The organism is Spirillospora sp. NPDC049024 (assembly GCF_040649235.1).
GTDB lineage: Bacteria > Actinomycetota > Actinomycetes > Streptosporangiales > Streptosporangiaceae > Spirillospora.
Window position 1 is genome coordinate 1 of sequence record NZ_JBEZFD010000007.1, and the last position, 23241, is coordinate 23241.

The following is a 23241-nucleotide window of genomic DNA, read 5'->3' on the forward strand; positions in this document are numbered from 1 at the left end:
CGGGCGGCCCGCGCGGGCCGCCGCGCCGGACCCCGGTCCCCGATCCGCACCGCCCGCGAGCGGGAGGACGGCCCCGGCCGCGGGGTCAGGCCGGAACGTGCGCCTTCTTGCGCGTCCAGTGCCGGTGCGCCGCGACCGCCTCGACCAGCCTGGCGGCGAAGTCGCCGCCCGGCCCGCGCCCGGTGACGACGCCGGCGTCGCTGACGGTGTCGCCGTCCGACAACCGCACGCTGTCGATCCCGGCGCGCTCCAGCAGGCCGATGCCCGCGTCCAGCGCGCCGATCGGCTTGCAGTGCACGAACGCCTCGGCGACGAAGTGCACGGCGTCGCCGTCCTGGGCGAGCGTCCGCGCGCTCTGCTCGCCGCCCGAGACGAGCACCGCGTCGTAGAGGACGGACGCGACGGTCGGCATGGCGCGGGTCACCTCGACCTGGCCGCCGTTCGCCGCCTGGACGAAGCCGTCCTTCGCGGCGAGGATCTCGACCACCGCCCCGGCCTCGGTGAGCGCGTCCCCGACCGCGGCGACGGCCGCCGAGTCGACGCCGTCCGCCGCCAGCACCGCGATCTTGCGGCCCCGCACGGAGTCGGCGCGCGCGTTCGCCTGGCTCAGCGCGGGCGACGTGCGGACGTGGGCCGCGGTGTCCGGCTCCTTCGGCGGCTCCACCCCGACGCCCTCGGCGACCTGGACGGCGAGGGAGTGGTCGACGTGGTTGAGATGCCCGATGACGCCCTCCCGGATGTGCCGGTGGTCGCACTTGCCGAGCTCGAACCGGAACGCGCCGACGATGTGCTCCTTCTCCCAGTCGGACATGCTGTTCCAGAACAGCCTCGCCTGGGAGTAGTGGTCGGCGAAGCTCTCGCTCCGCTTGCGGATCTTGGCGCCGTCCACCCGCTCCTGGTAGTGGGTGTAGGAGCCCTCGCCGCCGACCGCGGGGCAGCCCCCCGACAGCGAGTTCTTGTGGTAGCTCGCCCGCCCCTGGTGGATGTCCGTCTGGTGGTAGCCGTCGCGGTGGTGGTTGCGCACCGGCGCGACCGGCCGGTTCACGGGGAGCTGCGGGAAGTTCGGCCCGCCGAGCCGGATCAGCTGCGTGTCCAGGTAGGAGAACAGCCGCGCCTGCAGCAGCGGGTCGTTGGTGAAGTCGATGCCGGGGACGACGTTGCCGAGATGGAACGCGACCTGCTCGGTCTCGGCGAAGAAGTTGTCGGGATTGCGGTCGAGCACCAGCGTGCCGACCGGCCGCACCGGCACCTCCTCCTCCGGAATGATCTTCGTCGGGTCGAGCAGGTCGAAGTCGAACGCGTGCTCGTCCTCTTCCGGGACGAGCTGGACGCCGAACTCGTACTCCGGAAAGGCGCCCGCCTCGATCCGCTCCCACAGGTCGGCCCGGTTGAAGTCCGGATTCTTCCCCGCGATCTTCTGGGTCTCGTCCCAAGCGAGCGAGTGGGTGCCGAGCTTCGGCTTCCAGTGGAACTTCACGAACGTCCCGCGCCCCCGGCCGTTCACGAGCCGGAAAGTGTGGACGCCGAAGCCCTCCATCATCGCGTAACTGCGCGGCAGCGCCCGGTCCGACATGAGCCACATCATCATGTGCATGGTCTCGGGCTGGAGCTGCACGAAGTCCCAGAGGGTGTCGTGGGCCGAGGACGCCTGCGGGATCTCGCTCGCCGGCTCGGGCTTCACCGCGTGCACGAAGTCGGGGAACTTGATGCCGTCCTGGATGAAGAAGACCGGCATGTTGTTGCCGACGAGGTCGAAATTGCCCTGCCGCGTGTAGAACTTCGTGGCGAAGCCGCGGACGTCCCGGACGGTGTCGGCCGACCCGCGGGACCCCGCGACGGTGGAGAAGCGCACGAACACCGGCGTCGTCAGCGACGTGTCGCACAGGAATTCGGCCGCGGTGTACTCGGCGAGGGACTCGTGCAGCGTGAAATGGCCGTAGGCGCCCGAGCCGCGCGCGTGCACGACCCGCTCGGGAATCCGCTCATGGTCGAAATGGGTGATCTTCTCGCGCAGATGGAAGTCCTCCATCAGCGACGGACCGCGCTCGCCCGCGCTGAGCGAGTTGTCGGTGTCATCGACCCGGACCCCCTGGTCGGTGGTGAGCCGGGCCCCTTCCGGGCTCACCCGCCGATGGCCCAGTTGCTCCTGTTTCCGGTCGTCGCGGCCAGTGGGGTCGGCCATGGTGCAGCTCCCTCGGGTGGTGACTGGACGCTGGTGATCGCACACGTCTTGTGGCGGCTACCCCGGGATGCGCGCACCATGCGATGTTTGACCGGAACTTGGCGCCCGTCCGCCGCCTCGCCCGGCGCGTCCCGCCGCCATGACCGGCCCCGGAATCCGCTACGGTCAAGGTCGCCGCGTCGGCGAGGGGAAGGAAGACACAGAACACATGGCCGAGAAGGTCATTCGGGTGGACGACATCGACGGCTCCGAAGGAGCCGATGTCGCAAAGCGGGACTTCGAAGTCCTGGAGCGCACGTTCACGATCGACTTGAGCGATGACAACTACAAGCGGCTCAACGAGATGCTGGACGCCCTCGCGCCCTTCATCGAGAACGCCGCCGAGGTGAAGCCCGCCGGGAAGGGGCGCAAGTCCCGCACCGCGAAGATCAAGGGCTACACGAACGGCGATGTCCGCGCGTGGGCATTGCGAGAGGACATCGAAGTCTCCGAACGTGGCAAGATATCGGATGAGGTCTATGCTGCATTCATCGAGGCACATCCGGACGCCAAGCCGGACGCATAGCTAGAGGGAGTCCCCGCATGGCACAGAAGGTCGAAGTCCTTCTCGTGGACGACATCGACGGCGGAGAGGCTGACGAGACCGTCAGCTTTTCCCTCGACGGGACGTCTTATGAGATCGACCTGAGCAAGAAGAACGCCGCCAAGCTCCGCAGCGGCCTGGAGCCGTTCGTGGCCGGCGCCCGCAAGGCGCGCAAGGCCCCCGTCCGGGGCGGCCGCGGCACGCGCACGGCGGGCAGCCGCGAGCGCTCCGCGGAGATTCGCGAGTGGGCGAAGAACAGCGGTATCAAGGTCAATGAGCGGGGCCGTATCCCCGCCAATGTGATCGAGCAGTACGAAGCGGCGCACTAGCGGCCGCAGCGCGGCCGGCGGCGTTCCGGCGCGCACGGCGGGGCCGGGGTGGATTTGTCGACGCCCCGGCCCCGTCGCGTGCGCATCGGGCCAATTCTCCCCTCATTGAGGGAGAGAATGCCAGGAATGGTGCGAGACAACACAATAGGCTGGCGCCGGGGGCGACGGCGGAGGGGGCGGCCCGTTGACACGCGTGACGCGACGGGACAGGGTCCGGTACTGGTTCGACCGGACGATGTCGAAGGGGACGCCCGCGCTCATCGGCTGGCTCGGGCTCGCGTCCGTGGCGCTGGTGCTCGTGGTGGCGACCGCGGCGGTGCTGATCGCGCCGGGCGACAGCGACTCCCACGGGCACTGGCCCGGCATGGTCTGGCGCAGCCTCCTGCGCACGCTCGATCCGGGCACGATGGGGGACGACGCGGGGACCGCGCCCTTCCTCGGCCTGATGCTGGTCTCGACCATCGGCGGGATCTTCATCGTCAGCTCGCTGATCGGTGTGCTCACCACCGGCCTGGAGTCCAAGATCACTGAGCTGCGCAAGGGCCGGTCGCGGATCGTCGAGCACGACCACACGGTGCTGCTCGGCTGGTCCGAGCAGGTCTTCACCGTGGTGGCGGAGCTGGTCGAGGCCAACCAGAGCCGGCGCAGGTCGTGCGTCGCGATCCTCGCCGACCGCGACAAGGTCGAGATGGAGGACGCCATCCGCGCCCGGGTCGGCGACCTCGGCCGCACCCGGATCGTGTGCCGCACCGGCGACCCGCTGAAGGTCGCGGACGTGGAGCTGGTCAGCCCGGGCACCGCGCGGTCGATCATGGTGGTCACCCCCCAGGTCGACGACGCCGACGCCCGCGTCATCAAGGTGCTGCTGTCACTCGGAGCCCGCCCCTGGGGGCGGCACCGCCCGCACGTGGTCGCCGCCGTGCACGACTCGGCCAACCTGCCCGCCGCCCGGCTCGCGGGCGGCCCCGCCGCGCACGTCATCGACGCCGACGACGTGGCGATCCGGCTGATCGTGCAGTCGCACCGCCAGTCCGGCCTGTCGCAGGTCTGCACCGAGCTGCTGGACTTCGCCGGGCACGAGTTCTACATGCGCACCGAGCCGGCCCTCGAGGGCATGACGTTCGGGGAGTCGCTGTCGGCCTATGACCTCGGCGTCCCGTCCGGGCTGCGGCGGGCGGACGGGGCCGTCCTGCTGAACCCGCCGATGGACACCGTGATCCGCGCCGACGACGAGATCATCCTCCTGGCGGAGGACGACCTGCTGATCCGGCTCGCCACCGGGCCCGCGCCGCCCGTCCGGGAGGCGGCGATCACCACGGCGACCCCGCGCCCCCCGGTGCCCGAGCGCACGCTGATGCTCGGCTGGAACCACCGCGCCCCGAAGATCATCGAGCTGCTGGACGAGTTCCTCGCCCCGGAGTCGGCGCTCGTGGTGGCGGCGCCGCGCGAGGACCCGACCGGGGCCCTGCGCCCGCCCGCCAACCTCAAGATCGACTTCGTGCGGGCGGAGCCGACCGAGCGGCCCGCCCTGGAGTCCCTCGACCTCGGCTCCTTCCAGCGCGTCATCGTGCTGTCGGACGCGCGCCACGACCGGGAGCACGCCGACGCCCGCACCCTCGTCACGCTGCTGCACCTGCGCGACATCGAGGACGCGCTCGGCGACCCCTTCGCCATCGTCAGCGAGATCAACGACGACGCCAACCGGGAGATCGCGCAGGTCACCAAGGCCGACGACTTCGTCGTCAGCGAGAAGCTGATCAGCCTGATGCTGACCCAGCTGAGCGAGAACCGGCACCTGTACGAGGTGTTCGCCGACCTGCTCGACCCGGCGGGCTCGGAGATCTACCTCAAGCCGGCCTGCGACTACCTGGCGCCCGGCGCCGAGGCCGACTTCGCGACGCTCATCGAGGCGGCGCGGCGGCGGGGCGAGGTCGCGCTCGGCTACCGGCTGACGGAGCGGTTCCACGAGCCGCCCGGCTACGGGGTGGTGCTGAACCCGGACAAGACGGCGCCGCTGACCCTGTCGGCCGACGACCGCGTCATCGTGCTGGCCGAGAACTGACCGCCCGGGGCGCGGACCGCGCCCCGGGGAGGCGGGCGGGACCGCGGCCCGGCGTCAGCCGAGCGGCGGGCCCAGCTCGTGCCCGGCCCGCACCGCGCCTGCGACGCGCTCGCGCAGCGCCAGCTCGGCCCGGCGGGCGTCCTCGGCCATCCCGCGGATCTGCTCCCCCGCCATCTCGTCCCCGACGGTGCTCGCCACCAGGTCCCGGTAGCGGGCGTTCTGCTCGGGCAGCTCCTGCAGGACCCTGGACTCGTGGTAGGCGTCGTCGGCCTCTCCGGCCCGGCGCGCGTACGCCTCCAGCGCCTCGATTCGCCCGGTGACCGAGCGGACCGACAGCTCCAGGGCGCGGTCCTGCGGCTCCAGCAGGGCCCGGACGCGCGACGAGAGCCGTTCGGGCTGCTGGGCGCGGCGCTCCCGGCGGAGCCGCGTGTGCTCGGCGAGGGCGCCGGCGATCGCCCATTCCTGCCGCGGCAGGACGACCGCGTTGTTGATGTCGTCGAGCAGCCCGGCGACGTGCGCCTGCGAGCCGAGGACGCCGTCGACGGCGCGCTGGGCGCGGACGAGCAGGCCGGCGGCGGGCCCGTCGAAGTCGGCGGGCAGCAGGTAGCGGCCGTGGTGCTCGCGCGCGGCGCGGGCGGCGGCCGGCTCCCGGACGTGCCGCAGCGCCCCGGCGACCCAGCCGGCGAAGCTCGCGGCGGCGAGGACGACGGCGGCCTCCACCTGGCCGAGCAGCAGCAGGAGCACCTGCAGCGCCGGGGTGAGCATCATCGCGAGCACGGGCAGTCTCCCCCAGCGCACCGCGCCGCCCACCAGTTCGTCGTCGTCCAGCGAGGCGACGAAGCACACGCGCAGCCATCCGCCGGGCAGCACGCCGTAGAAGAGCGCGAACGCCGGGATCCACACCAGCCGCGCCGCGACCGTGGCGGTGCGCAGCCGCGGGGGCGGCGGCGCCGGCATGCAGGCCGGGACGAGCCGCTCGGGCGCGGCGGCCAGCAGCGCGCGCTCCTCGCCGGCGATGCCCGGATCGAACACCGGACGGGGGCGGTACCGCTCGGTCATCGTCACTCCCTCCGCGTCTGGAACCCCGTGCCCGCGGGCGGTTCCGAGCCTGCCACGCGGGACCCGGCCCTCCCCGGGTTGTCACGAGATCCGGACATCTCCTGCTGTCTCGGGCACCACTCCCCCCCGTACCGGCTAGTCCTGCAGCTCCGCCCAGACCTCCCGGTCGCGTTCGGCCGTCCAGATCCGGGGGCGCTCGACGCCGTCCAGCTCGTCCCAGAGCCGGGAGACGTCGAACGGCAGGCAGTGCTCGAAGATCGGCCAGCGGCCGTAGGCGGGGGCGAGCGCCGCGTGCACGGCGGCGAAGGCGTCCTTGAGCGTCCCGCCGTCGCGCCGGACCCGCCCGACCTCGTCGATCATCGTGGTCAGGAAGTCGCGGGTCTGCCCGACGGCGGCGCGGGCGGCGTCCCGGCCGTGCGCGACCGCGCCCCGGCCGCCGACGAGGATCTCGGCCCCGAAGGAGTCGACGTGGTCGAGGGTGCCGGACGCCCACTCGCGGTGGAACGCGTCGCCGGTGTAGAGCGCGGCCTGCGTCTCCACGAGGTCGCCGGCGAACAGGATCCGGTGCCGGGGCAGCCACGCCACGATGTCGCCCTCGGTGTGCCCGCGCCCGCAGTAGGCCAGGTCGAGGTCGCCGCGGTCGCCGCCGAGGTCGATGGTGAGGGTGCCGGAGAAGGTCACGCTCGGCCAGGTGAGCCCCGGTATGCCGTCCGGGTCCTTGAACAGCCGGGGCATCCGGCCGTACTCGGACTCCCAGTCCTGCTTGCCGCGCTCGGCGATCAGCGCCCGGGTCAGGTCGTGCGCGACGACCACCGGGGCGCCGAACGCGCTCGCGCCCAGCGTCCGGACGGCGTGGTAGTGCGACAGGACCAGGTAGCGGATGGGCTTGTCGGTGTGCTCGCGCAGGACGGCGAGCCAGTCGCGTGCGGCGGCGGGCGTGGCGAGGGCCTCGAAGCAGACGAGGAAGTCCTCGCCCTCCACGGCCCCGACGTTCGGGTCCCCCTCGGCGGTGAGCGCGTACACCCCGTCGGCGAGGACCTCCAGCGTCTGCGTCTTGTCGCCCAGATCCGCGGACGACGCGAACGGTCTCGGCATGGGCGCCCCCTCGCGGTCGTGGCCCCGGCCTCTTCGCCTGCAATGTGGTTCATTCCACACAGAGCGGTCGATAACCGTCCCAGGCCTCGGGGAGGGTCGGCCCGGGCGGGGGTAGAAGTGATCTCAAAGCCGCCGCGCATGAGGAGGAACCCCGGGTGAATGCCGCGCTCGGACTGCTGGCCGTCCTCGTGCTGACCGCCGCGACCGGCTACTTCGTGGCGCAGGAGTTCGCGTTCGTCACCGCGGACCGCCCGGCGCTCGACCAGCGGGCGGCGGAGGGCGACCGGGCCGCGGGACGCGCGGTGCAGGTGATGGGGCGGCTGTCGTTCATGCTGTCGGGCGCGCAGCTCGGCATCACGGTCACCGCGCTGGTCGTGGGCTTCATCGCCAAGCCCGCGCTGGCCGACCTGATCGCCCCGGCGCTGCACGCGGCCGGGGTCCCGGAGGCGGCGTCCGGCGGGGTGGCGGTCGCGCTCGGGTTCGTCCTCGCCACCGTGATCCAGATGGTGCTGGGCGAGCTGTTCCCCAAGAACCTGGCGCTGGCGAGGGCGGAGCCGCTGGCCCGCGCGCTGGCCGGGTCCACCCTGGTCTACCTGGCCGTGGCGGGCCCGCTGATCAAGCTGTTCGACGTGTCCGCGAACCGGCTCGTCCGCGCGGTGGGCATCGAGCCGGTGGAGGAGCTGCGGCACGGCGCGACGCTGGAGGAGCTCGGGCACATGATCGGCGAGTCCGGGGAGCAGTTCCAGGCAGGCCACGCCGACCTGCTGGAGCGGGCCCTGGTGTTCTCCGAGCGGGACGCCGAGGAGGTCATGGTGCCCCGGGTCGACGTGGTGACCGTGCCCGCCTCCGCGCGCGCCGCCGAGATGAGCGACGTGATCGCGGCGAGCGGGCACACCCGCTACCCCGTCCTCGGCGAGGGGGTCGACGACGTGGTGGGGATCGTCGGGCTGGAGGAGCTGGTCGCGCTCGGTCCGGGCGCGGCGGAGCGCACCGAGGTCGGCGCGATCGCCCGGCCGCCGCTGCTGCTGCCGTCGTCGCTGCCGCTGCCGGAGGTGGTGCTGCGGCTGCAGGGCGCGGGCGTGCCCATCGCCTGCGTGGTGGACGAGTACGGAGGCTTCGCAGGCATCCTCACCTGGGAGGACGTCGCCGAGGAGCTGGTCGGGGAGATCGCCGACGAGAACGAGCCGGGCGAGGAGCTCGCGATCCGCAGCGGCGAGTGGTGGACGACCGACGCGGGACTGCGGATGGACGAGGTCGCCCACGAGACGGGCATCGCGCTGCCGGAGGGCGACTACGAGACCGTCGCGGGGCTCCTGATGAAGCGGCTCGGCCGGGTCGCGCGGCCGGGCGACGTCGTCCGGGTGGAGCTGGCGCCGACCGCGCTGGACGAGCCCGCCCGCACCGCCGTGGTGGAGGTCCTGACGATCCACCGGCACGTGCCGGAGCTGATCCGCATCCGCACCGTGGAGGAGGGCCGATGAACCTCGCGCTGGGCGCTCCGGTCACGCTGGCGCTGCTGGCGGGCAACGGGTTCTTCGTGGCCACCGAGTTCGCGCTGGTGGCGGCGCGGCGGCCGCGGCTGGAGCGCTCGGCCGCGCGCGGCGGGCGGGGCGCCGGCGCGGCCGTCGCGGGGATCGACGAGCTGTCGCTGACCCTCGCCGGGGCGCAGCTCGGCATCACGATGTGCTCACTCGGACTCGGCCTGGTGTCCGAACCGGTGTTCGCGGGGGCCCTCACGCCGCTGTTCCACGCCGCCGGCCTGCCGGAGGGCGCGGCGCACGCGGTCGCGTTCGTGCTGGCCCTCGCGCTCGTGACGTTCCTGCACATGGTCGTCGGCGAGATGGCGCCGAAGTCGTGGGCGATCGCCGACCCGGAGCGCTCCGCGAGCGTGCTGGGCCTGCCGTTCCGCGCGTTCGCCACCGTCGCCCGCCCCGTGCTGGCCGCGCTGAACGGCACGACGAACCTGCTGCTGCGGCTGGTGGGCATCCGCCCCGCCGACTCGCGGGAGGTGTCGCGCACCCCCGAGCAGTTGCGCAGCATCGCCCAGGAGTCGCGGCGGCTGGGGCTGATCGAGCAGGGCGAGCTGACGCTGATCACCGCCGCGCTGGACGCGCCGCGCGCCCCGCTGTCCGGGCTCGTCGTGCCGGTCTCCGACATCGTGTCGGTCGCGCCGGACGCGATCCCGCAGGAGATCATCGACGCGGCCGCGCGCACCGGCCACACCCGGCTCATGCTGCGGGGCGCCGGGCGGCCGGGGCAGGCCCGCATGGTGCACGTCCGGGACGCCTTCGTGGCCCGCGCGCGGGGCCGCACCACCCCCGCCCGGGACCTGGCGCACCCCGTCCCGGCGATGCCGGTCGGCACCCCCGTCGGCCAGGCCGTCGCCACCCTGAAGGCCGGCCACAGCCACCTCGGCCTCGCCGTCGCGCCGGACGGCCGCGTCGCCGGCCTGGTCAGCCTGGACGACCTGCTCACCACGCTGCTGGCCGTGCGCTGACACCCCCGCCGATGTCAACGTTGGTTGACACGGCGCGAGTGTCAACCTACATTGACAGCCATGAGCGATGGAGTGACGCTCGCCCAGGAGGCGAGCAGCCGGGATCCCGCGGTGGGGCTGCGGGCCGTGCGCGCGCTGCGCGAGCTGGCCGAGCGGCTGGAGGCCCTCCAGGTCGCCAGCGCCCGCGACCAGGGCTGGTCCTGGCAGGAGATCGCCGTCTGCCTCGGCGTGAGCAGGCAGGCCGTCCACAAGAAGCACGGCTCCGGCCGCCGAATTCTCAAGAAGGCGGTTCCGGGGGGAGTGGGGGGTCGCCCCCCCACAAGAGACAAGAAGGAGCAGTAGGGAGATGTTCGAGCGTTTCACCGCGGACGCGCGTCAGGCGGTCACCGGCGCCCAGGCCGAGGCCCGGGCCCTGGGCGACCGCCACATCGGCACCGAGCACGTCCTGCTCACCCTGGCGGGCGCCGAGAACGCCACGGGACGCGCGCTGCGCGAGCACGGGCTCGACCCGGAGGACCTGCGAGCCCGGATCGTCCGCGTCAACCGCGCGGGGGGCGACGTCCTCGACTCCGACGCCCTGCGCAGCATCGGGATCGATCTGGACGCCGTCCGGGAGGCCACCGAGCAGAGCTTCGGCGAGGGCGCCCTCGACGTCCCCGCCGGAAAGATCGACCGGTACCGCCGGGGCCACATCCCCTTCACGCCGAAGGCGAAGAAGGCGCTGGAACTGAGCCTCCGGCACGCGATCCGGCTCCGGCAGAAGGAGATCCGCAGCGGCCATCTCCTGCTCGGCCTCCTGCACGACGAGGACTTCCTGTCGGCACGGCTGGCCGCCGAGGCCGGGGTCGACCTCGAGGCGCTGCGCGCCGAAGTCCGCCGCCTGCTGACGTCCAAGGCGGCCTGAGCGCACCGGACGGAGCGCGCGGCCTTCGGCCGGTCAGCGGCCGAAGACGCCGGTGAGCATGCCGACGCAGGCGGCGCTGCGGGCGGGATCGTAGGGGTAGCGCCGCTTGCACTCGTTCGTGATCCACTGCGGGGGCGCGGGCCGAGCGGCTTTCGGCGGCCTGCGCACCGCGGGCCTGTGAGGCCGCCGCACGGGGCGGTGGTGCGGGCGCGGCGCGGCGGCCTGCTTCCGTGGACGGGCCCGCTTCTTCTGCCCGGCGTGGCGGCGGTGATGGTGATCCGCCTTGCGGGGCGCGGCGACGTCCCGTCCGGGCGGCGGCGAGGAGTCGGACGAGGGCATGGCGGGCGGCGCGGGAACGGTGACGCTGTCCACCGAACGGGCCGGGGCGAGCCGCGTCGTCCCGTAGGCGATCACGAGGAGGAGCGCCGCGGCGACGGCGAGCGCCGCGACGACCACCGACCGGCGGCGCCGGCGCCGGGCGGGCGGCCGGGGCGCGCCGCGGGTGAAACCGGCGGGCGGAAGGCTGGAGGAAAGGCGCACCCTCCGATGGTCACGCTGAGCGGCCGCCCGGACACGGAAAATCGCCGCGACGTTGCCACCTCGATACCCCCGCCTGGGTCAGCGGCCCGCGAGCAGCTCCACCATCGGCGCGAATTCCTCGACGAACGCGGAGGAGGCTGGTAAGTACGACACGCCCACCTCGTCCCACCGGCGGGACGAGGTGGGCGCCTTCGACCAGGGGCGGGGTCTTCGGGAGGCCCTGACCCGCTCAGCGGCGCGCCGCCTCCCAGCCCTGCACCAGTGCGGCGGTGTCGTCGCCGACGAGTCCGACCTGGAGGCGCTCCCCGCCCTGCTCGACCTGGACGCCCACGGGCCGCAGGTCCGGGACGCGCCCGCCGAACAGGGCGTCGCGCTCGGGCAGGGCCTCGTAGTCGCCCGGCCGCCACCAGTACACCTGCTGGCTGATCGGCTTCTCCCCCGTGCCGGCGAGCCTGGCCGCGGCGTCCTGGACGGTCTTCATGGCGAGGACCAGGTGCTGCTCGGTCCCGATCTCGTGGACCATGACGTACTCCGGGAGCGGGAACGCGACCAGTGCGCCGAACGGCAGCGGCCCGGGGAAGTAGCGCCGCAGGACCTGGACGTGCGCGCCGATGTAGCGGTGCTGCTCGCCGATGTTCGCGATCTTGATGCCCTGCACGTCGGTGGTCTGGACGTAGTGGGGCTCCCGCTCGATCGACTGCGTCAGCGCGTGACCGAACGCCTCGGCCTCGGGCAGGCCGCCGAGGTCCACCCGGTTGAGCGGCACGATCGAGTCCGGGTAGTCCATGACGACGGTCTGGAGCAGTCCGGGTGCGAGCGGCCGGGTCACGAGGGCGGCCCGCATCCGCTCGTCGAGCGCCTCCTCGGGATAGAGCCGGACGCGCAGGCTCGTGACGTCGGGCGTTCCGCCGGCCGGAGGCGGAGCCGGGCGCCGCTCGAGCGCCTGCACCGCCTGGTCGGCGTACTGGGCCGCGATGCCCGGCAGCGCGGACCTCGGGTTCCGCCCGGCGTGCGCCCGCCATTCCGCGATGCCCGCCTGCACGCGGGTGCCGTCCCTGAGCGTGACGGCGACGGTGTCGGGGTCGGGCAGCGCCGCCTGATAACCGCGCTGCGCGAACGCGTCTACGAGGGCTGTCCCGATGATGTCGTGGCTGTTGGAATTCACGATCATTTACGACTCCCCGCGCGGGCCGTGAGTTCCGGGTCGGCCCCCGAAGGTTCGCGTACGGGTCAGCGGCCCGCGAGCAGCTCCACCACCGGCGCGAACTCCTCGACGAACGCGGAGGCGACCGATACGTATGACACGCCCAGCTCGTCCCGCCGGCGGGCGAGCGTGTCGGCCATCTCGCGGGGCGTCCCGGAGAGCTTCGCGATCGCGGCGGACCTCGCCAGGGCGGCGGTGTCCACGTTCATCTGCCGGCTCAGCCACTCCGGCACCTCGTCGCCGACGACGTGGACCTGCGTGCACAGCTCGAAGTCGTCGAACCGCTCGCCCGCCGCCTTCCGGACGATCTCCACGTACTCGGCCAGCCGCGCGTCGTCGGTCATCGGCGGGACCCCGAACGCGACCGTGTCGGCCCGCCGGGCGGCCAGCTCCAGCATCCGGCGCCGCGACGCGGCGACGAGCACGCGCGGCGCGCGGCCCGTCCCCGCGAACAGGCGCTCCGGCGGGCGCGCGACCGCGTCGAGCACCCGCTCCACCCTGGCCAGCCGCTCGGCGCCCGACCCGTACGGGACGCCGAACAGCGCGGCGTCGTCCTCGCCGCCGGGCCGCCCGGCGCCGATCCCGAGTTCGAACCGGTCCCCGGTGGCGAACGCCATCGAGGCGGCCTCCCAGGCGATCATGTGCGGTGGGCGGGTCGCGGCGGAGAGCACGAACGTGCCGACCCGCAGCGTCGTCGTGGCGCCCGCCGCCGCGGCGAGGGACGCCGCGGGCATCGCCGTGCCCGAGGTGTCGGGGGTCAGCAGCGTCGCGTACCCGAGCTCCTCGGCGCGCCGCGCCTGCGCCGCCCAGTCCGCGCCGTCCCGCGCCCACGCGGCCATCACCGCGAACCTGAACCGCCGATCAGCCATCTGCCCGCCTCCCGTTCGCCGCCGGACACCTCCATTTGAGTGAGCACTCACTCATTTGTCAAGGGCCCGGGAGCCGCTCCCCGCGCGGCGAGGGCCGCTAGCCGGACTCGGTGACGGTGAAACGGCGCAGGTCGAGCGCCGGGTTCTTCGCCCGGACGGCCTTGATCCGCTCGGGCGAGACGTCCCCGGACACCACGCCGGTCCCCTCCCCCAGCGCGGCCACGACGACGCCCATCGGGTCGACGACCATGCTGTTGCCGGCGCCCGTCGGGGCGCACTGGTCGGCGGCCGCCACGTAGATCGTGTTCTCGATCGCGCGGGCCCGCACCAGCGTCCGCCAGTGGTCCTCCTTGAGCGGGCCCGGCACCCACTCGGCGGGCAGCGCCAGCACGTCGGCGCCGGCGTCCACGATCCGCCGCGTCACCTCGGGGAACCGGACGTCGTAGCAGGTCTGCATGCCGAACGTGACGCCGTCGACGGCGAAGGTCTCCGGCTCGCCGATCCCGCCGGGCCGCACCAGCGCCGACTCCTCGTACCCGAACGCGTCGTACAGGTGGATCTTGCGGTACTCGGCGACGACGTCCCCGCCGGGGGCGACGGCGACGAGGGTGTTGGAGATCCGGTCCGGGTCGTCGTCCAGCCGCTCGTTCACGCCCGCGACGACGTGGACGCCGTGCCGCCGGGCCAGGTCGCCGAGGCCGCGCACGAACGGGCCGTCCAGCGGCTCGGCCGAGTCGACGAAACGCCGGTCCATCCTCGGCGCGGTGAACATGGCGAACTCGGGCAGGACCACGACCCGCGCGCCGTGCCCGGCCGCCTCGGCGGCCAGCCCGCCGATCGCCGCGAGGTTCTCGTCCTTGTCGGTTCCGGGCGCGAACTGCGCCACCGCCACCCGCACCATCCGCTGCCTCCTACATCCGGTCGACGCCGGTCACCCGGACGACGGCCTCGCCCTCCTGGTCGGAACCCGCGAGGTCGACCTCGGCGCTGATGCCCCAGTCGTGGTGCCCCTCGGGGTCGTCGAACACCTGCCGGACCCGCCACAGGGCGTCCTCCGGGACCTCCTCGATCTGGAGCAGCTTCGGCCCCCGCGCGTCGGCCCCGGTGAGCAGCTCGTCGTGCTCCTCGAAGTAGCGGTCCATGGCCTCGGCCCAGGCGTCGGCGCCGAAGTCGGGGTCCAGCGCGCCCAGCTCGCCGTAGCGCTCCAGCGCCGCCAGCTCGACCCGCCGGAACATCGCGTTGCGCACCAGCACGCGGAACGCCCGCGCGTTCGCGGTCACCTTGGTGACCCGCTCCTCGATCGGCTCGTCCAGGTCCTCGGCGGCGGGGTTGGCGAGCTGCTCCCACTCGTCCAGCAGGCTGGAGTCGACCTGCCGGACCAGCTCGCCCAGCCACTCGATCAGGTCGATCAGGTCGTCGGTCTTGATCGACTCCGGGACGGTCTGCTGGAGCGCCTTGTAGGCCCCCGACAGGTACCGCAGGACGAGGCCCTCGCCCCGCGCCAGCTCGTAGAACCCGATGTACTCGGTGAACGTCATCGCCCGCTCGTACATGTCGCGCACGACCGACTTCGGGCGCAGCGGGTGGTCGCCGACCCACGGGTGCCCGGCCCGGTACACCTCGTAGGCGGCGCTGAGCTCCTCCTCCAGCGGCTTCGGGTGGTCGACGTCCTGGAGCAGCTCCATCCGCTCCTCGTACTCGATGCCCTCGGCCTTCATCTCCTGGACGGCCTCGCCCCGCGCCCGGTTGACCTGCGCGGCGAGGATCTGCCGCGGGTCCTCCAGCGTCGCCTCGATCACCGACAGGACGTCCAGCGCGTACGACGGCGACGCCGGGTCGAGGATCTCGAAGGCCGCGAGCGCGAACGTCGACAGCGCCTGGTTGAGCGCGAAGTCCTCCTGGAGGTCGACGGTGATGCGGGCGTACCGGCCGACGTCGTCCGGCTCCGGCAGCACCTCGACCACGCCGCCCGCCAGCAGCGACCGGTAGATCGCGATGGCCCGGGAGATGTGCCTGCGCCGCGCCGCGGGCTCCTCGTGGTTGTCGGTCAGCAGCCGCTTCATGGCCTGGAACGCGTTGCCCGGCCGCGCGATCACCGACAGCAGCATCGCGTGGCTGACCTGGAACCGGGACCGGAGCATCTCCGGCTCGGCCTCCTGCAGCTTCTTGAAGACGTCCTCGTCCCAGCCGACGAACCCCTCCGGCGGCTTCTTGCGCTGGACCTTGCGCCGCTTCTTCGGGTCGTCGCCGGCCTTGGCCAGGGCCTTCTCGTTCTCCACCACGTGCTCGGGCGCCTGCGCGACGACGAACCCGACCGTGTCGAAGCCGGCCCGCCCCGCCCGGCCGGCGATCTGGTGGAACTCCCGCGCCCTCAGCCGCCGCACCCGGTGCCCGTCGTACTTGCTGAGCGCGGTGAAGACGACGGTCCTGATCGGTACGTTCACCCCCACCCCCAGGGTGTCGGTCCCGCAGATGACCTTGAGCAGCCCGGCCTGCGCGAGCCGCTCCACCAGCCGCCGGTACTTGGGCAGCATCCCGGCGTGGTGGACGCCGATGCCGTGCCGGACGAACCGCGACAGGTTGCGCCCGAACTTCGTGGTGAACCGGAAGTTGCCGATCAGCTCGGCGATCCGCGCCTTCTCCGCCTTGGTGCACACGTTGATGCTCATCAGCGCCTGCGCCCGCTCGATCGCCGCCGCCTGCGTGAAGTGCACCAGGTAGATCGGCGCCTTCTGCTCGGCCAGCAGCTCCTCGATCGTCTCGTGCAGCGGCGTGACCCGGTAGTCGTAGATGAGGGGGACGGGCCGCTCCGCCGAGGTCACCAGGGCCGTCGGCCGCCCCGTCCGCCGCGCCAGGTCCTTCTGGAAGAACGAGACGTCCCCCAGAGTGGCCGACATGAGCAGGAACTGGGCCTGCGGCAGCTCCAGCAGCGGGATCTGCCACGCCCATCCCCGCTCGGGCTCGGCGTAGAAGTGGAACTCGTCCATCACGACCACGCCGATGTCGGCGTCCGCGCCGTCCCTGAGCGCGATGTTCGCCAGCACCTCGGCCGTGCAGCAGATGATCGGCGCGTCGGCGTTCACGCTGGCGTCGCCGGTCATCATCCCGACGTTGTCGCGCCCGAACATCTCGCACAGGTCGAAGAACTTCTCCGACACCAGCGCCTTGATCGGCGCCGTGTAGAACCCGACCTGGTCCTTGCCGAGCGCCGCGAACAGCGCCCCCGCCGCCACCAGGCTCTTGCCCGACCCGGTCGGCGTCGACAGGATCACGTTCGCGCCGGAGACCACCTCGATGAGCGCCTCCTCCTGGGCGGGGTACAGGGTGATCCCGCGTCCCGACACCCACCGCTCGAACGCCTCGAAGAGCGAGTCGGCGTCGGCGTCGTTTCCGGAAGGAAGCTCATCGATAAGGCTCACCCCTCCATCCTGCCCCCGATCGCCCACTGCCCGCGCCGGACGGCGCCCCGCGTACTGGTGATGGCACCCCGTGCCCTGGTGACAGCGCCCCGCGTCCTAGACCAGCCCGTGGCCGTACTTCTCCATGAGGGGCGTGAGGTCGGGCTCGCCGAAGGACTCCCGCATGGCCTCGAACACGGGGACCTTGTCCTCCCCGTACCGCCGGACGCGTCCGGCATAGGTGCCGGCGGACACGAAGGTCGGCGGATCGGTCTTGCTGTGGAACTTGTCGGCGTACATGACGAGCCGCTCCTCCCCGGTCACGGCCAAGTAGTCGCCCGGGGGCACCGGGAGCCCCTGCCGCGCGATGTCGTCGCGGGTCAGCCCCACACCGGTGTGGCACGAGCAGAACCGGCAGATCTCCTCGGGGAACCCCTCCTCCCGGAGGATGGCGTGGCCGAGCACCCCGTGCCGGACGTATCCCGTGAGGTCGAGCTGCCCCGACGGGCCGTACAGCCGGTAGACGCCGAGGTCGTGCAGCAGGCACCCGGCCCGCACGAGGTCCGCGTCGACCGCGAGCCCGGCCTCCTCCACGAGCCGCTCTGCGATCTCGCTCACGATGACGCAGTGCGTCCATACCGCCTCGAACGCCGCAGCCCCGGGCGCGTGCCGCTCGTGCAAGGCCCGGATCTCGTCGATCCCTGGAATCTCCACCCCACGACCTTAGGCCGGGGCGGCCCGCGGGTGGTTAGGGGCGGACCGATCGGCAAGAAAGGGCGGAACGAAACGAGGCGCAGGAGAGGAGCCGAGCGATGGACAAGAGAGAGCCGGAGGAGCGGGGGCCCGGGGCCGGTTCGGGGCGGGAGGACCAGCCGCACGAGCGGGTCGTCCCCGGCACCGACAGCGCCGATGAGGGCTACGAGAGCGACGCCGAGAGCGGGACCCGCGACGGCAACCCGATCGCGGGCGTCGAACTCGACGCCGACGACGAGTCGTGAGCTACGACCGGGTCGCCGTCGTCACGGGATCGGACTCGGGCATCGGAAAGGCGACCGCGGTCGCGCTGGCCCGCCGGGGATTCGACGTCGGGATCACCTACCGGTCCGACCGGGAGGGGGCCGAGGGGACGGCCCGGGAGGTCGGGGACGCGGGGCGCCGCGCGGCCGTCCGGCGCCACGACCTGGCCGATCCCGTCCGGGCGGCCGGCGCCGTCGACGAGCTGGCCGACGAGCTCGGCGGGCTCGGGGTGCTCGTCAACAACGCCGGGACGGGCAGCATGCGGCACCTGCTCGACATGGGGTTCGAGGAGTGGCGCGAGGTGGTGTCGGTCGACCTCGACGGGGCGTTCCTGTGCTCGCAGCGGGCCGCCCGGCGGATGGCCCGGCGGGGCGAGGGCGGGCGCATCGTCAACGTGACCAGCGTGCACGAGGAGTACCCGCGGGTGGGGGCCGGACCGTACTGCGCCGCCAAGGGCGGGCTGAAGATGCTCGCCCGCGTGCTGGCGCTGGAGCTGTCCGAGTACGGGATCACGGTCAACACGGTGGCGCCCGGGGAGATCGCGACGCCGATGACCGGGCAGCACGAGCAGCCGCCGGAGCCAGGGAGCCGGGCGGGGTACCCGCTCGCGCGGCCCGGGCACGCCAGGGAGGTCGCGGAGGCGATCGCCTTCCTGGCGAGCCCGGAGGCGTCCTATGTGACGGGGGCGTCGCTGTTCGTGGACGGCGGCCTCGGGCTCATGGGGCCGCAGGCCGCCGGCGCTCTGGAGTCCCCGGAGTGGCGGAAGGGCTGACCGTCAGGCGCCCGCCTCGGTGCGGTCGCCGCCCCAGAGGGTGTGGAAGGAGCCGTCGCGGTCGGTGCGGCGGTAGGTGTGGGCTCCGAAGAAGTCGCGCTGGCCCTGCGTGAGCGCGGCCGGCAGGCGGTCGGCGCGCAGCGAGTCGTAGTAGGCCAGGGCGGTGGAGAAGCCGGGCGCGGGGATGCCGAGGCGCGCGGCGGTGGCGACCACCTCGCGCCACGCGTCCTGCGCGTCGCCGACGGCCTCGGCGAAGTGGTCGTCGGTCAGCAGCGTCGGCGTCTCCGGGTCGGCCTCGTAGGCGGCCCGGATGCGGTCCAGGAAGCGGGCCCGGATGATGCAGCCGCCGCGCCAGATGGCGGCCATCGCGCCGAGGTCGATGTTCCAGCCGTACTCGGCGCTGCCCGCCTGGATCTCGTGGAACCCCTGCGCGTACGCGACGATCTTCGAGGCGTACAGCGCCTTCTCCACGGCGTCGGCGAAGCCCGAGCCCGCGACGGCCGTGCGGGACGGCCCGGGCAGGCCCCGCGCGGCCTCGCGCAGGGCGGCGTGGCCGGACACGGACCGGGCGAACACGGCCTCGGCGATGCCGCCGACGGGCACGCCGAGGTCGAGGGCGGTCTGCACGGTCCAGCGGCCGGTGCCCTTCTGCTCGGCCTGGTCCAGGACGACGTCCACGAACGGCTTGCCGGTCGCGGCGTCGGTGTGCGCGAGGACCTCGGCGGTGATCTCGATCAGGTAGGACTCCAGGCGGCCGGTGTTCCAGGTGCGGAAGACCTCGGCGATCTCGGCGGGCGCGAGCCCGGCGGCGTGCCGCAGCAGGTCGTAGGACTCGGCGATCAGCTGCATGTCGGCGTACTCGATGCCGTTGTGCACCATCTTCACGAAGTGCCCGGCGCCGTCGGGTCCGACGTGGACGCAGCAGGGCGTCCCGTCGACCTTGGCGGAGATGTCCTCCAGCAGCGGGCCGAGCGCCTCGTAGGACTCCGCGGAGCCGCCCGGCATGATGCTCGGGCCGTGCAGCGCGCCCTCCTCGCCGCCGGAGATGCCGGTGCCGACGAAGTGGATCCCGCGCTCGCGGAGCGCGGCCTCCCGGCGGCGGGTGTCGGCGAAGTTGGCGTTGCCGCCGTCCACGATCATGTCGCCGGGCTCGAGCAGCGGCGCGAACTCGTCGATGACGGCGTCGGTCGGACCGCCCGCCTTCACCATGATGACGAGCCGCCGTGGCCGCTCCAGGGACTCCACGAACTGCTCCGGCGTCTCCGCCGGCAGGAACGTCCCCTCGCCGCCGAACTCCTCCACCAGCGCCTTGGTCCGGGCGGACGTGCGGTTGTGCACGGCCACCGGGTGCCCGTGCCGGGCGAGGTTGCGGGCCAGGTTCCGTCCCATCACCGCGAGTCCGGTGACACCGATTCGCGCCTTGTGCATTGGCTGACTCCTCCTCGTGTGCGACCCTGGCCAAGGGGTTGTACGCGGCTCATGATCCCCCCGTTCGAGCGCCCGGGCCCGCATGCCCGCGCTCGGCGCGGGAACGGGTCGCGCTTAAAAGGATCACTTCGATACTGCCATCTGCCAGGGGGTGCGATGCTGGGACTGCCGGACGGGGCGGCCGCGTGTCTCTTCGATCTCGACGGGGTGCTGACCCGTACCGCCGCCGTTCACGCGGCGGCGTGGAAGGAGATGTTCGACGGCTACCTGCGCGAGCGCGCGGAGCGGACCGGTGAGCCGTTCACCGAGTTCGACCCCGTGCGCGACTACGGCCGGTACGTCGACGGCAAGCGGCGCGAGGACGGGACGCGCTCGTTCCTGGAGTCGCGCGGCATCACGCTGCCCGAGGGCGACCCGGACGATCCGCCCGAGAAGGAGACCGTCAGGGGCCTCGGGACCCGCAAGAACGCCCTCGTCCTGAAGCTCATCGAGGAGAAGGGCGTCGAGACGTTCGACGGGTCGATCGACTACGTCCGCAAGGCGCGCGAGGCCGGGCTGAAGACGGCCGTGGTCTCCTCCAGCGCCAACACCGTCCAGGTCCTGCGGACGGCGGGCATCACCGACCTGTTCGACGCACGGGTGGACGGCGTCGTCGCGGCGGAGCGGCACCTGCCCGGCAAGCCCGCCCCCGACACGTTCCTCGCGGGCGCCGAGGAGCTGGGCGTCCCGGCCGAGAAGGCGGTCGTCTTCGAGGACGCGCTCGCCGGCGTCCAGGCGGGCCGGGCCGGCGGGTTCGCCTACGTCGTCGGCGTCAACCGGGTCGGCGACGAGCACGCGAAGGCGCTCGCCGAGAACGGCGCCGACGTGGTGGTCGACGACCTGTCCGAGCTGCTGGAGGCGCCGTGAGCGACAGCCAGATGAACGCCGACCGTCCCGTGTTCTCGGTCGAGCCCTGGTGCGTGCGCGAGCCGGAGCTGCGGCTCGACCGGCTGGCCCAGACCGAGTCGGTGTTCGCCCTCTCCAACGGGCACGTCGGCATGCGCGGCAACCTCGACGAGGGCGAACCGCACGGGCTGCCCGGCACCTACCTGAACTCCTTCTACGAGCAGCGCCCGCTGCCGCACGCCGAGACCGCCTACGGCTACCCCGAGATGGGCCAGACGGTCATCAACGTCACCAACGGCAAGGTGATCCGGCTGCTCGTCGACGACGAGCCGCTCGACGTGCGCTACGGCCGCCTCCACCACCACGAGCGGATCCTCGACATGCGCGCGGGGACGCTGACCCGGCACGTGGAGTGGACGTCCCCCGCCGACCGGACGATCAGGGTGACGTCGGTCCGGATGGTGTCGCTGACCCAGCGGGCCGTGGCGGCGATCTGCTACGAGGTCGAGCCGGTCGACGCGGCGGTCCGGGTGGTCGCCCAGTCGGAGCTGGTGGCCAACGAGGCGCTGCCCGGCGGCGGCAAGGACCCGCGCGCCTCGGCGATCCTGAGCAGCCCGCTCGTCAGCGAGGAGCACGTCTCCAACGGCACGAAGGTGCTGCTGCTGCACCGGACGCGGCAGAGCGGCCTGCGGATGGCCGCCGGGATGTCGCACGACATCGAGGGCCCGGAGTCGATGGCGATCGACACCGAGAGCTCCAAGGACGTGGGGCGGCTCACGGTCGCGACGCGGCTGGAGCCGGGGCAGCGGCTGCGCATCGTCAAGTACATCTCCTACGGGTGGTCCAGCCGGCGGTCGCGTCCCGCGCTGCACGACCAGGTGGTGGGGGCGCTGGCCGGCGCGCGGCAGACCGGCTGGCAGGGCCTGCTGGACGAGCAGCGCGAGTACCTCGACGAGTTCTGGGAGGGCGCGGACGTCGAGGTCGACGGCGACGCCGAGATCCAGCAGGCGGTCAGGTTCGGGCTGTTCCACGTGCTGCAGGCGGGCGCCCGCGCGGAGCGCCGCATGATCCCGGCCAAGGGGCTCACGGGGCCGGGCTACGACGGGCACACGTTCTGGGACACCGAGACGTTCGTGCTGCCGGTCCTCACCTACACCTCCCCCGGCGCCGCGGCCGACGCCCTGGCCTGGCGGCACATGACGCTGCCGCTGGCGCGGGACCGTGCCAACCAGCTCGGCCTGGAGGGCGCCGCGTTCCCCTGGCGGACGATCCGCGGGCACGAGTGCTCGGGCTACTGGCCCGCGGGCACGGCCGCTTTCCACATCAACGCCGACATCTCCGACGCCGTCGTCCGGTACGTGGACGCCACGCAGGACGAGCAGTTCGAGCGGGAGATCGGCCTCGACATCCTGGTGCAGACGGCCCGGCTGTGGCGGAGCCTCGGCCACCACGACGTGGGCGGGGTGTTCCGCATCGACGGCGTCACCGGCCCCGACGAGTACAGCGCGGTCGTGGACAACAACGTCTACACCAACCTGATGGCGCGCCGGAACCTCCAGGAGGCCGCCGAGACCGCGATGCGCCACCCGGACGTGGCCGACCGGCTCGGCGTGAACGCCGAGGAGGCGGCGTCGTGGCGGGACGCGGCGGCGGCGATGCTCATCCCCTACGACGAGCGGCTCGGCGTCCACCCGCAGAGCGAGAGCTTCACCAACCACGCCCGCTGGGACTTCTCGGCGACCAAGCCCGACCACTATCCCCTGCTGCTCAACTACCCGTACTTCGACCTCTACCGCAAGCAGGTGGTCAAGCAGGCGGACCTGGTGCTCGCCCTGCACCTGTGCGGGGACGCGTTCACCGACGAGCAGAAGGAGCGCGACTTCGCCTACTACGAGGGCCTGACCGTCCGCGACTCGTCGCTGTCGGCGCAGACGCAGGCGGTCGTCGCCGCCGAGGTCGGCCAGCTGGAGCTGGCGCACGACTACCTCGGCGAGACCGCGCTGATGGACCTGCACGACCTGAACCACAACACCCGCGACGGGCTGCACATCGCCTCGATGGCGGGCGCGTGGAGCGGGCTCGTCGCCGGGTTCGGCGGCATGCGGGCGGGCAAGGGCACGCTGCGGTTCGCTCCGCGGCTGCCCGGCGGGATCAGCCGGCTGGCGTTCCGGATGCGGTACCGGGGCAACCGGATCAAGGTCAGCGTGACCGGCGAGGCGGCCCGCTACGAGCTGCTGGACGGCAAGGGCCTCACGCTGTGGCACCACGGCGAGCGGTTCACCCTCGCCGACGAGCCCGTCGAGCTGCCGATCGAGCAGATCCCGGTGTGCCCGCCGGTGACGCAGCCGGCGGGGCGGGAGCCGGCCCCGCGGCGCATCGACCCGCACGGCCGCGACCCCCGCCGCCGCTAGACGGGG

The 23241-nt window shown here is 73.0% G+C and carries 21 protein-coding genes; 11 read left to right on the plus strand and 10 right to left on the minus strand.

All coding sequences use genetic code 11. The annotated features are described in order from the left end of the window. Window positions 1–85: 85 nt before the first annotated feature. Window positions 86–2182 carry a catalase gene (locus AB0C21_RS14595; RefSeq protein WP_500204546.1) on the minus strand — a complete coding sequence of 699 codons (2097 nt, stop codon included), beginning with the start codon at window positions 2180–2182 and terminating at the stop codon, window positions 86–88. A gap of 208 nt (window positions 2183–2390) precedes the next feature. Here AB0C21_RS14595 and AB0C21_RS14600 point away from each other — a divergent pair, with 208 nt between their 5' ends. The 3 genes from AB0C21_RS14600 to AB0C21_RS14610 all read left to right on the plus strand — a co-directional run bounded on the left by AB0C21_RS14600 (window position 2391) and on the right by AB0C21_RS14610 (window position 5156). Beyond that, window positions 2391–2747, plus strand: a complete 357-nt coding sequence (locus AB0C21_RS14600; RefSeq protein ID WP_149257159.1) for a histone-like nucleoid-structuring protein Lsr2 — start codon at window positions 2391–2393, stop codon at window positions 2745–2747. Between the two features lie 17 nt (window positions 2748–2764). Further along, a complete protein-coding gene (locus AB0C21_RS14605) occupies window positions 2765–3094 on the plus strand; it encodes a histone-like nucleoid-structuring protein Lsr2 (protein ID WP_149257160.1) in 330 nt (109 codons plus the stop codon). 184 nt (window positions 3095–3278) lie between these two features. Further along, complete coding sequence (locus AB0C21_RS14610) at window positions 3279–5156, plus strand: CASTOR/POLLUX-related putative ion channel (RefSeq protein WP_500204548.1); 1878 nt, start codon at window positions 3279–3281, stop codon at window positions 5154–5156. Window positions 5157–5210: 54 nt separating this feature from the next. Here the strand turns inward: AB0C21_RS14610 and AB0C21_RS14615 are convergent, their stop codons facing one another. Both AB0C21_RS14615 and AB0C21_RS14620 read right to left on the minus strand, forming a co-directional pair. Further along, entirely contained in the window at window positions 5211–6215 is a 1005-nt protein-coding gene (locus tag AB0C21_RS14615) for a hypothetical protein (protein WP_500204551.1), read from the minus strand. 135 nt (window positions 6216–6350) lie between these two features. Continuing rightward, window positions 6351–7310, minus strand: a complete 960-nt coding sequence (locus AB0C21_RS14620; RefSeq protein WP_500204553.1) for an MBL fold metallo-hydrolase — start codon at window positions 7308–7310, stop codon at window positions 6351–6353. A 155-nt stretch (window positions 7311–7465) separates the two neighbouring features. On the opposite strand from AB0C21_RS14620, the gene AB0C21_RS14625 reads away from it, so the two are divergent. From AB0C21_RS14625 to AB0C21_RS14640, 4 genes are read left to right on the plus strand one after another with little or no spacing between them, the layout of a single operon-like run. Beyond that, on the plus strand, window positions 7466–8791 hold the full coding sequence (locus AB0C21_RS14625; RefSeq protein WP_500204556.1) for a hemolysin family protein: 1326 nt from the start codon (window positions 7466–7468) through the stop codon (window positions 8789–8791). Beyond that, window positions 8788–9807, plus strand: a complete 1020-nt coding sequence (locus AB0C21_RS14630) for a hemolysin family protein (RefSeq protein WP_500204557.1) — start codon at window positions 8788–8790, stop codon at window positions 9805–9807. The genes AB0C21_RS14625 and AB0C21_RS14630 overlap by 4 nt, the downstream gene beginning before the upstream one ends. A gap of 60 nt (window positions 9808–9867) precedes the next feature. Further along, window positions 9868–10149, plus strand: a complete 282-nt coding sequence (locus AB0C21_RS14635) for a helix-turn-helix domain-containing protein (RefSeq protein WP_500204559.1) — start codon at window positions 9868–9870, stop codon at window positions 10147–10149. A gap of 4 nt (window positions 10150–10153) precedes the next feature. Further along, complete coding sequence (locus AB0C21_RS14640; RefSeq protein WP_500204561.1) at window positions 10154–10711, plus strand: Clp protease N-terminal domain-containing protein; 558 nt, start codon at window positions 10154–10156, stop codon at window positions 10709–10711. Window positions 10712–10744: 33 nt separating this feature from the next. On the opposite strand, the gene AB0C21_RS14645 is transcribed toward AB0C21_RS14640, so the two are convergent. The 6 genes from AB0C21_RS14645 to AB0C21_RS14670 all read right to left on the minus strand — a co-directional run bounded on the left by AB0C21_RS14645 (window position 10745) and on the right by AB0C21_RS14670 (window position 17436). Then, window positions 10745–11251, minus strand: a complete 507-nt coding sequence (locus AB0C21_RS14645; RefSeq protein WP_500204563.1) for a hypothetical protein — start codon at window positions 11249–11251, stop codon at window positions 10745–10747. A 229-nt stretch (window positions 11252–11480) separates the two neighbouring features. Then, window positions 11481–12422, minus strand: a complete 942-nt coding sequence (locus AB0C21_RS14650) for a hypothetical protein (protein ID WP_500204565.1) — start codon at window positions 12420–12422, stop codon at window positions 11481–11483. 59 nt (window positions 12423–12481) lie between these two features. After that, window positions 12482–13324, minus strand: coding sequence for an LLM class flavin-dependent oxidoreductase (locus tag AB0C21_RS14655; protein ID WP_500204566.1), 843 nt, complete (start codon window positions 13322–13324; stop codon window positions 12482–12484). Window positions 13325–13421: 97 nt separating this feature from the next. Continuing rightward, on the minus strand, window positions 13422–14225 hold the full coding sequence (locus AB0C21_RS14660) for a carbon-nitrogen hydrolase family protein (protein WP_353821107.1): 804 nt from the start codon (window positions 14223–14225) through the stop codon (window positions 13422–13424). Between the two features lie 10 nt (window positions 14226–14235). Beyond that, window positions 14236–16743 carry a DEAD/DEAH box helicase gene (locus AB0C21_RS14665; protein ID WP_500204568.1) on the minus strand — a complete coding sequence of 836 codons (2508 nt, stop codon included), beginning with the start codon at window positions 16741–16743 and terminating at the stop codon, window positions 14236–14238. Window positions 16744–16839: 96 nt separating this feature from the next. Continuing rightward, on the minus strand, window positions 16840–17436 hold the full coding sequence (locus AB0C21_RS14670; protein WP_500204569.1) for an HD domain-containing protein: 597 nt from the start codon (window positions 17434–17436) through the stop codon (window positions 16840–16842). A gap of 98 nt (window positions 17437–17534) precedes the next feature. Here AB0C21_RS14670 and AB0C21_RS14675 point away from each other — a divergent pair, with 98 nt between their 5' ends. Both AB0C21_RS14675 and AB0C21_RS14680 read left to right on the plus strand, forming a co-directional pair. Further along, a complete protein-coding gene (locus tag AB0C21_RS14675; protein WP_500204571.1) occupies window positions 17535–17720 on the plus strand; it encodes a hypothetical protein in 186 nt (61 codons plus the stop codon). Then, window positions 17717–18511: an SDR family oxidoreductase gene (locus AB0C21_RS14680; protein ID WP_500204573.1), complete on the plus strand. Its 795-nt coding sequence runs from the start codon at window positions 17717–17719 to the stop codon at window positions 18509–18511. The genes AB0C21_RS14675 and AB0C21_RS14680 overlap by 4 nt, the downstream gene beginning before the upstream one ends. 3 nt (window positions 18512–18514) lie before the next feature. Here AB0C21_RS14680 and gnd read toward each other — a convergent pair whose 3' ends face one another. Continuing rightward, complete coding sequence (gnd, locus tag AB0C21_RS14685) at window positions 18515–19939, minus strand: NADP-dependent phosphogluconate dehydrogenase (protein ID WP_500204575.1); 1425 nt, start codon at window positions 19937–19939, stop codon at window positions 18515–18517. A gap of 156 nt (window positions 19940–20095) precedes the next feature. Between gnd and AB0C21_RS14690 the strand changes: the two genes are divergently transcribed. Both AB0C21_RS14690 and AB0C21_RS14695 read left to right on the plus strand, forming a co-directional pair. Continuing rightward, window positions 20096–20845: an HAD family hydrolase gene (locus tag AB0C21_RS14690; protein WP_149257175.1), complete on the plus strand. Its 750-nt coding sequence runs from the start codon at window positions 20096–20098 to the stop codon at window positions 20843–20845. After that, window positions 20842–23235: a glycoside hydrolase family 65 protein gene (locus tag AB0C21_RS14695; protein ID WP_235036517.1), complete on the plus strand. Its 2394-nt coding sequence runs from the start codon at window positions 20842–20844 to the stop codon at window positions 23233–23235. The genes AB0C21_RS14690 and AB0C21_RS14695 overlap by 4 nt, the downstream gene beginning before the upstream one ends. Window positions 23236–23241: the final 6 nt, after the last annotated feature.

Bases quoted from the DNA above. Each gene is read 5' to 3' on its own strand.
- AB0C21_RS14595 (WP_500204546.1), bottom strand. From the start codon at position 2,182: ATGGCCGACCCCACTGGCCGCGACGACCGGAAACAGGAGCAACTGGGC.
- AB0C21_RS14600 (WP_149257159.1), top strand. From the start codon at position 2,391: ATGGCCGAGAAGGTCATTCGGGTGGACGACATCGACGGCTCCGAAGGA.
- AB0C21_RS14605 (WP_149257160.1), top strand. From the start codon at position 2,765: ATGGCACAGAAGGTCGAAGTCCTTCTCGTGGACGACATCGACGGCGGA.
- AB0C21_RS14615 (WP_500204551.1), bottom strand. From the start codon at position 6,215: ATGACCGAGCGGTACCGCCCCCGTCCGGTGTTCGATCCGGGCATCGCC.
- AB0C21_RS14620 (WP_500204553.1), bottom strand. From the start codon at position 7,310: ATGCCGAGACCGTTCGCGTCGTCCGCGGATCTGGGCGACAAGACGCAG.
- AB0C21_RS14630 (WP_500204557.1), top strand. From the start codon at position 8,788: ATGAACCTCGCGCTGGGCGCTCCGGTCACGCTGGCGCTGCTGGCGGGC.
- AB0C21_RS14635 (WP_500204559.1), top strand. From the start codon at position 9,868: ATGAGCGATGGAGTGACGCTCGCCCAGGAGGCGAGCAGCCGGGATCCC.
- AB0C21_RS14640 (WP_500204561.1), top strand. From the start codon at position 10,154: ATGTTCGAGCGTTTCACCGCGGACGCGCGTCAGGCGGTCACCGGCGCC.
- AB0C21_RS14650 (WP_500204565.1), bottom strand. From the start codon at position 12,422: ATGATCGTGAATTCCAACAGCCACGACATCATCGGGACAGCCCTCGTA.
- AB0C21_RS14655 (WP_500204566.1), bottom strand. From the start codon at position 13,324: ATGGCTGATCGGCGGTTCAGGTTCGCGGTGATGGCCGCGTGGGCGCGG.
- AB0C21_RS14660 (WP_353821107.1), bottom strand. From the start codon at position 14,225: ATGGTGCGGGTGGCGGTGGCGCAGTTCGCGCCCGGAACCGACAAGGAC.
- AB0C21_RS14675 (WP_500204571.1), top strand. From the start codon at position 17,535: ATGGACAAGAGAGAGCCGGAGGAGCGGGGGCCCGGGGCCGGTTCGGGG.
- gnd (WP_500204575.1), bottom strand. From the start codon at position 19,939: ATGCACAAGGCGCGAATCGGTGTCACCGGACTCGCGGTGATGGGACGG.
- AB0C21_RS14690 (WP_149257175.1), top strand. From the start codon at position 20,096: ATGCTGGGACTGCCGGACGGGGCGGCCGCGTGTCTCTTCGATCTCGAC.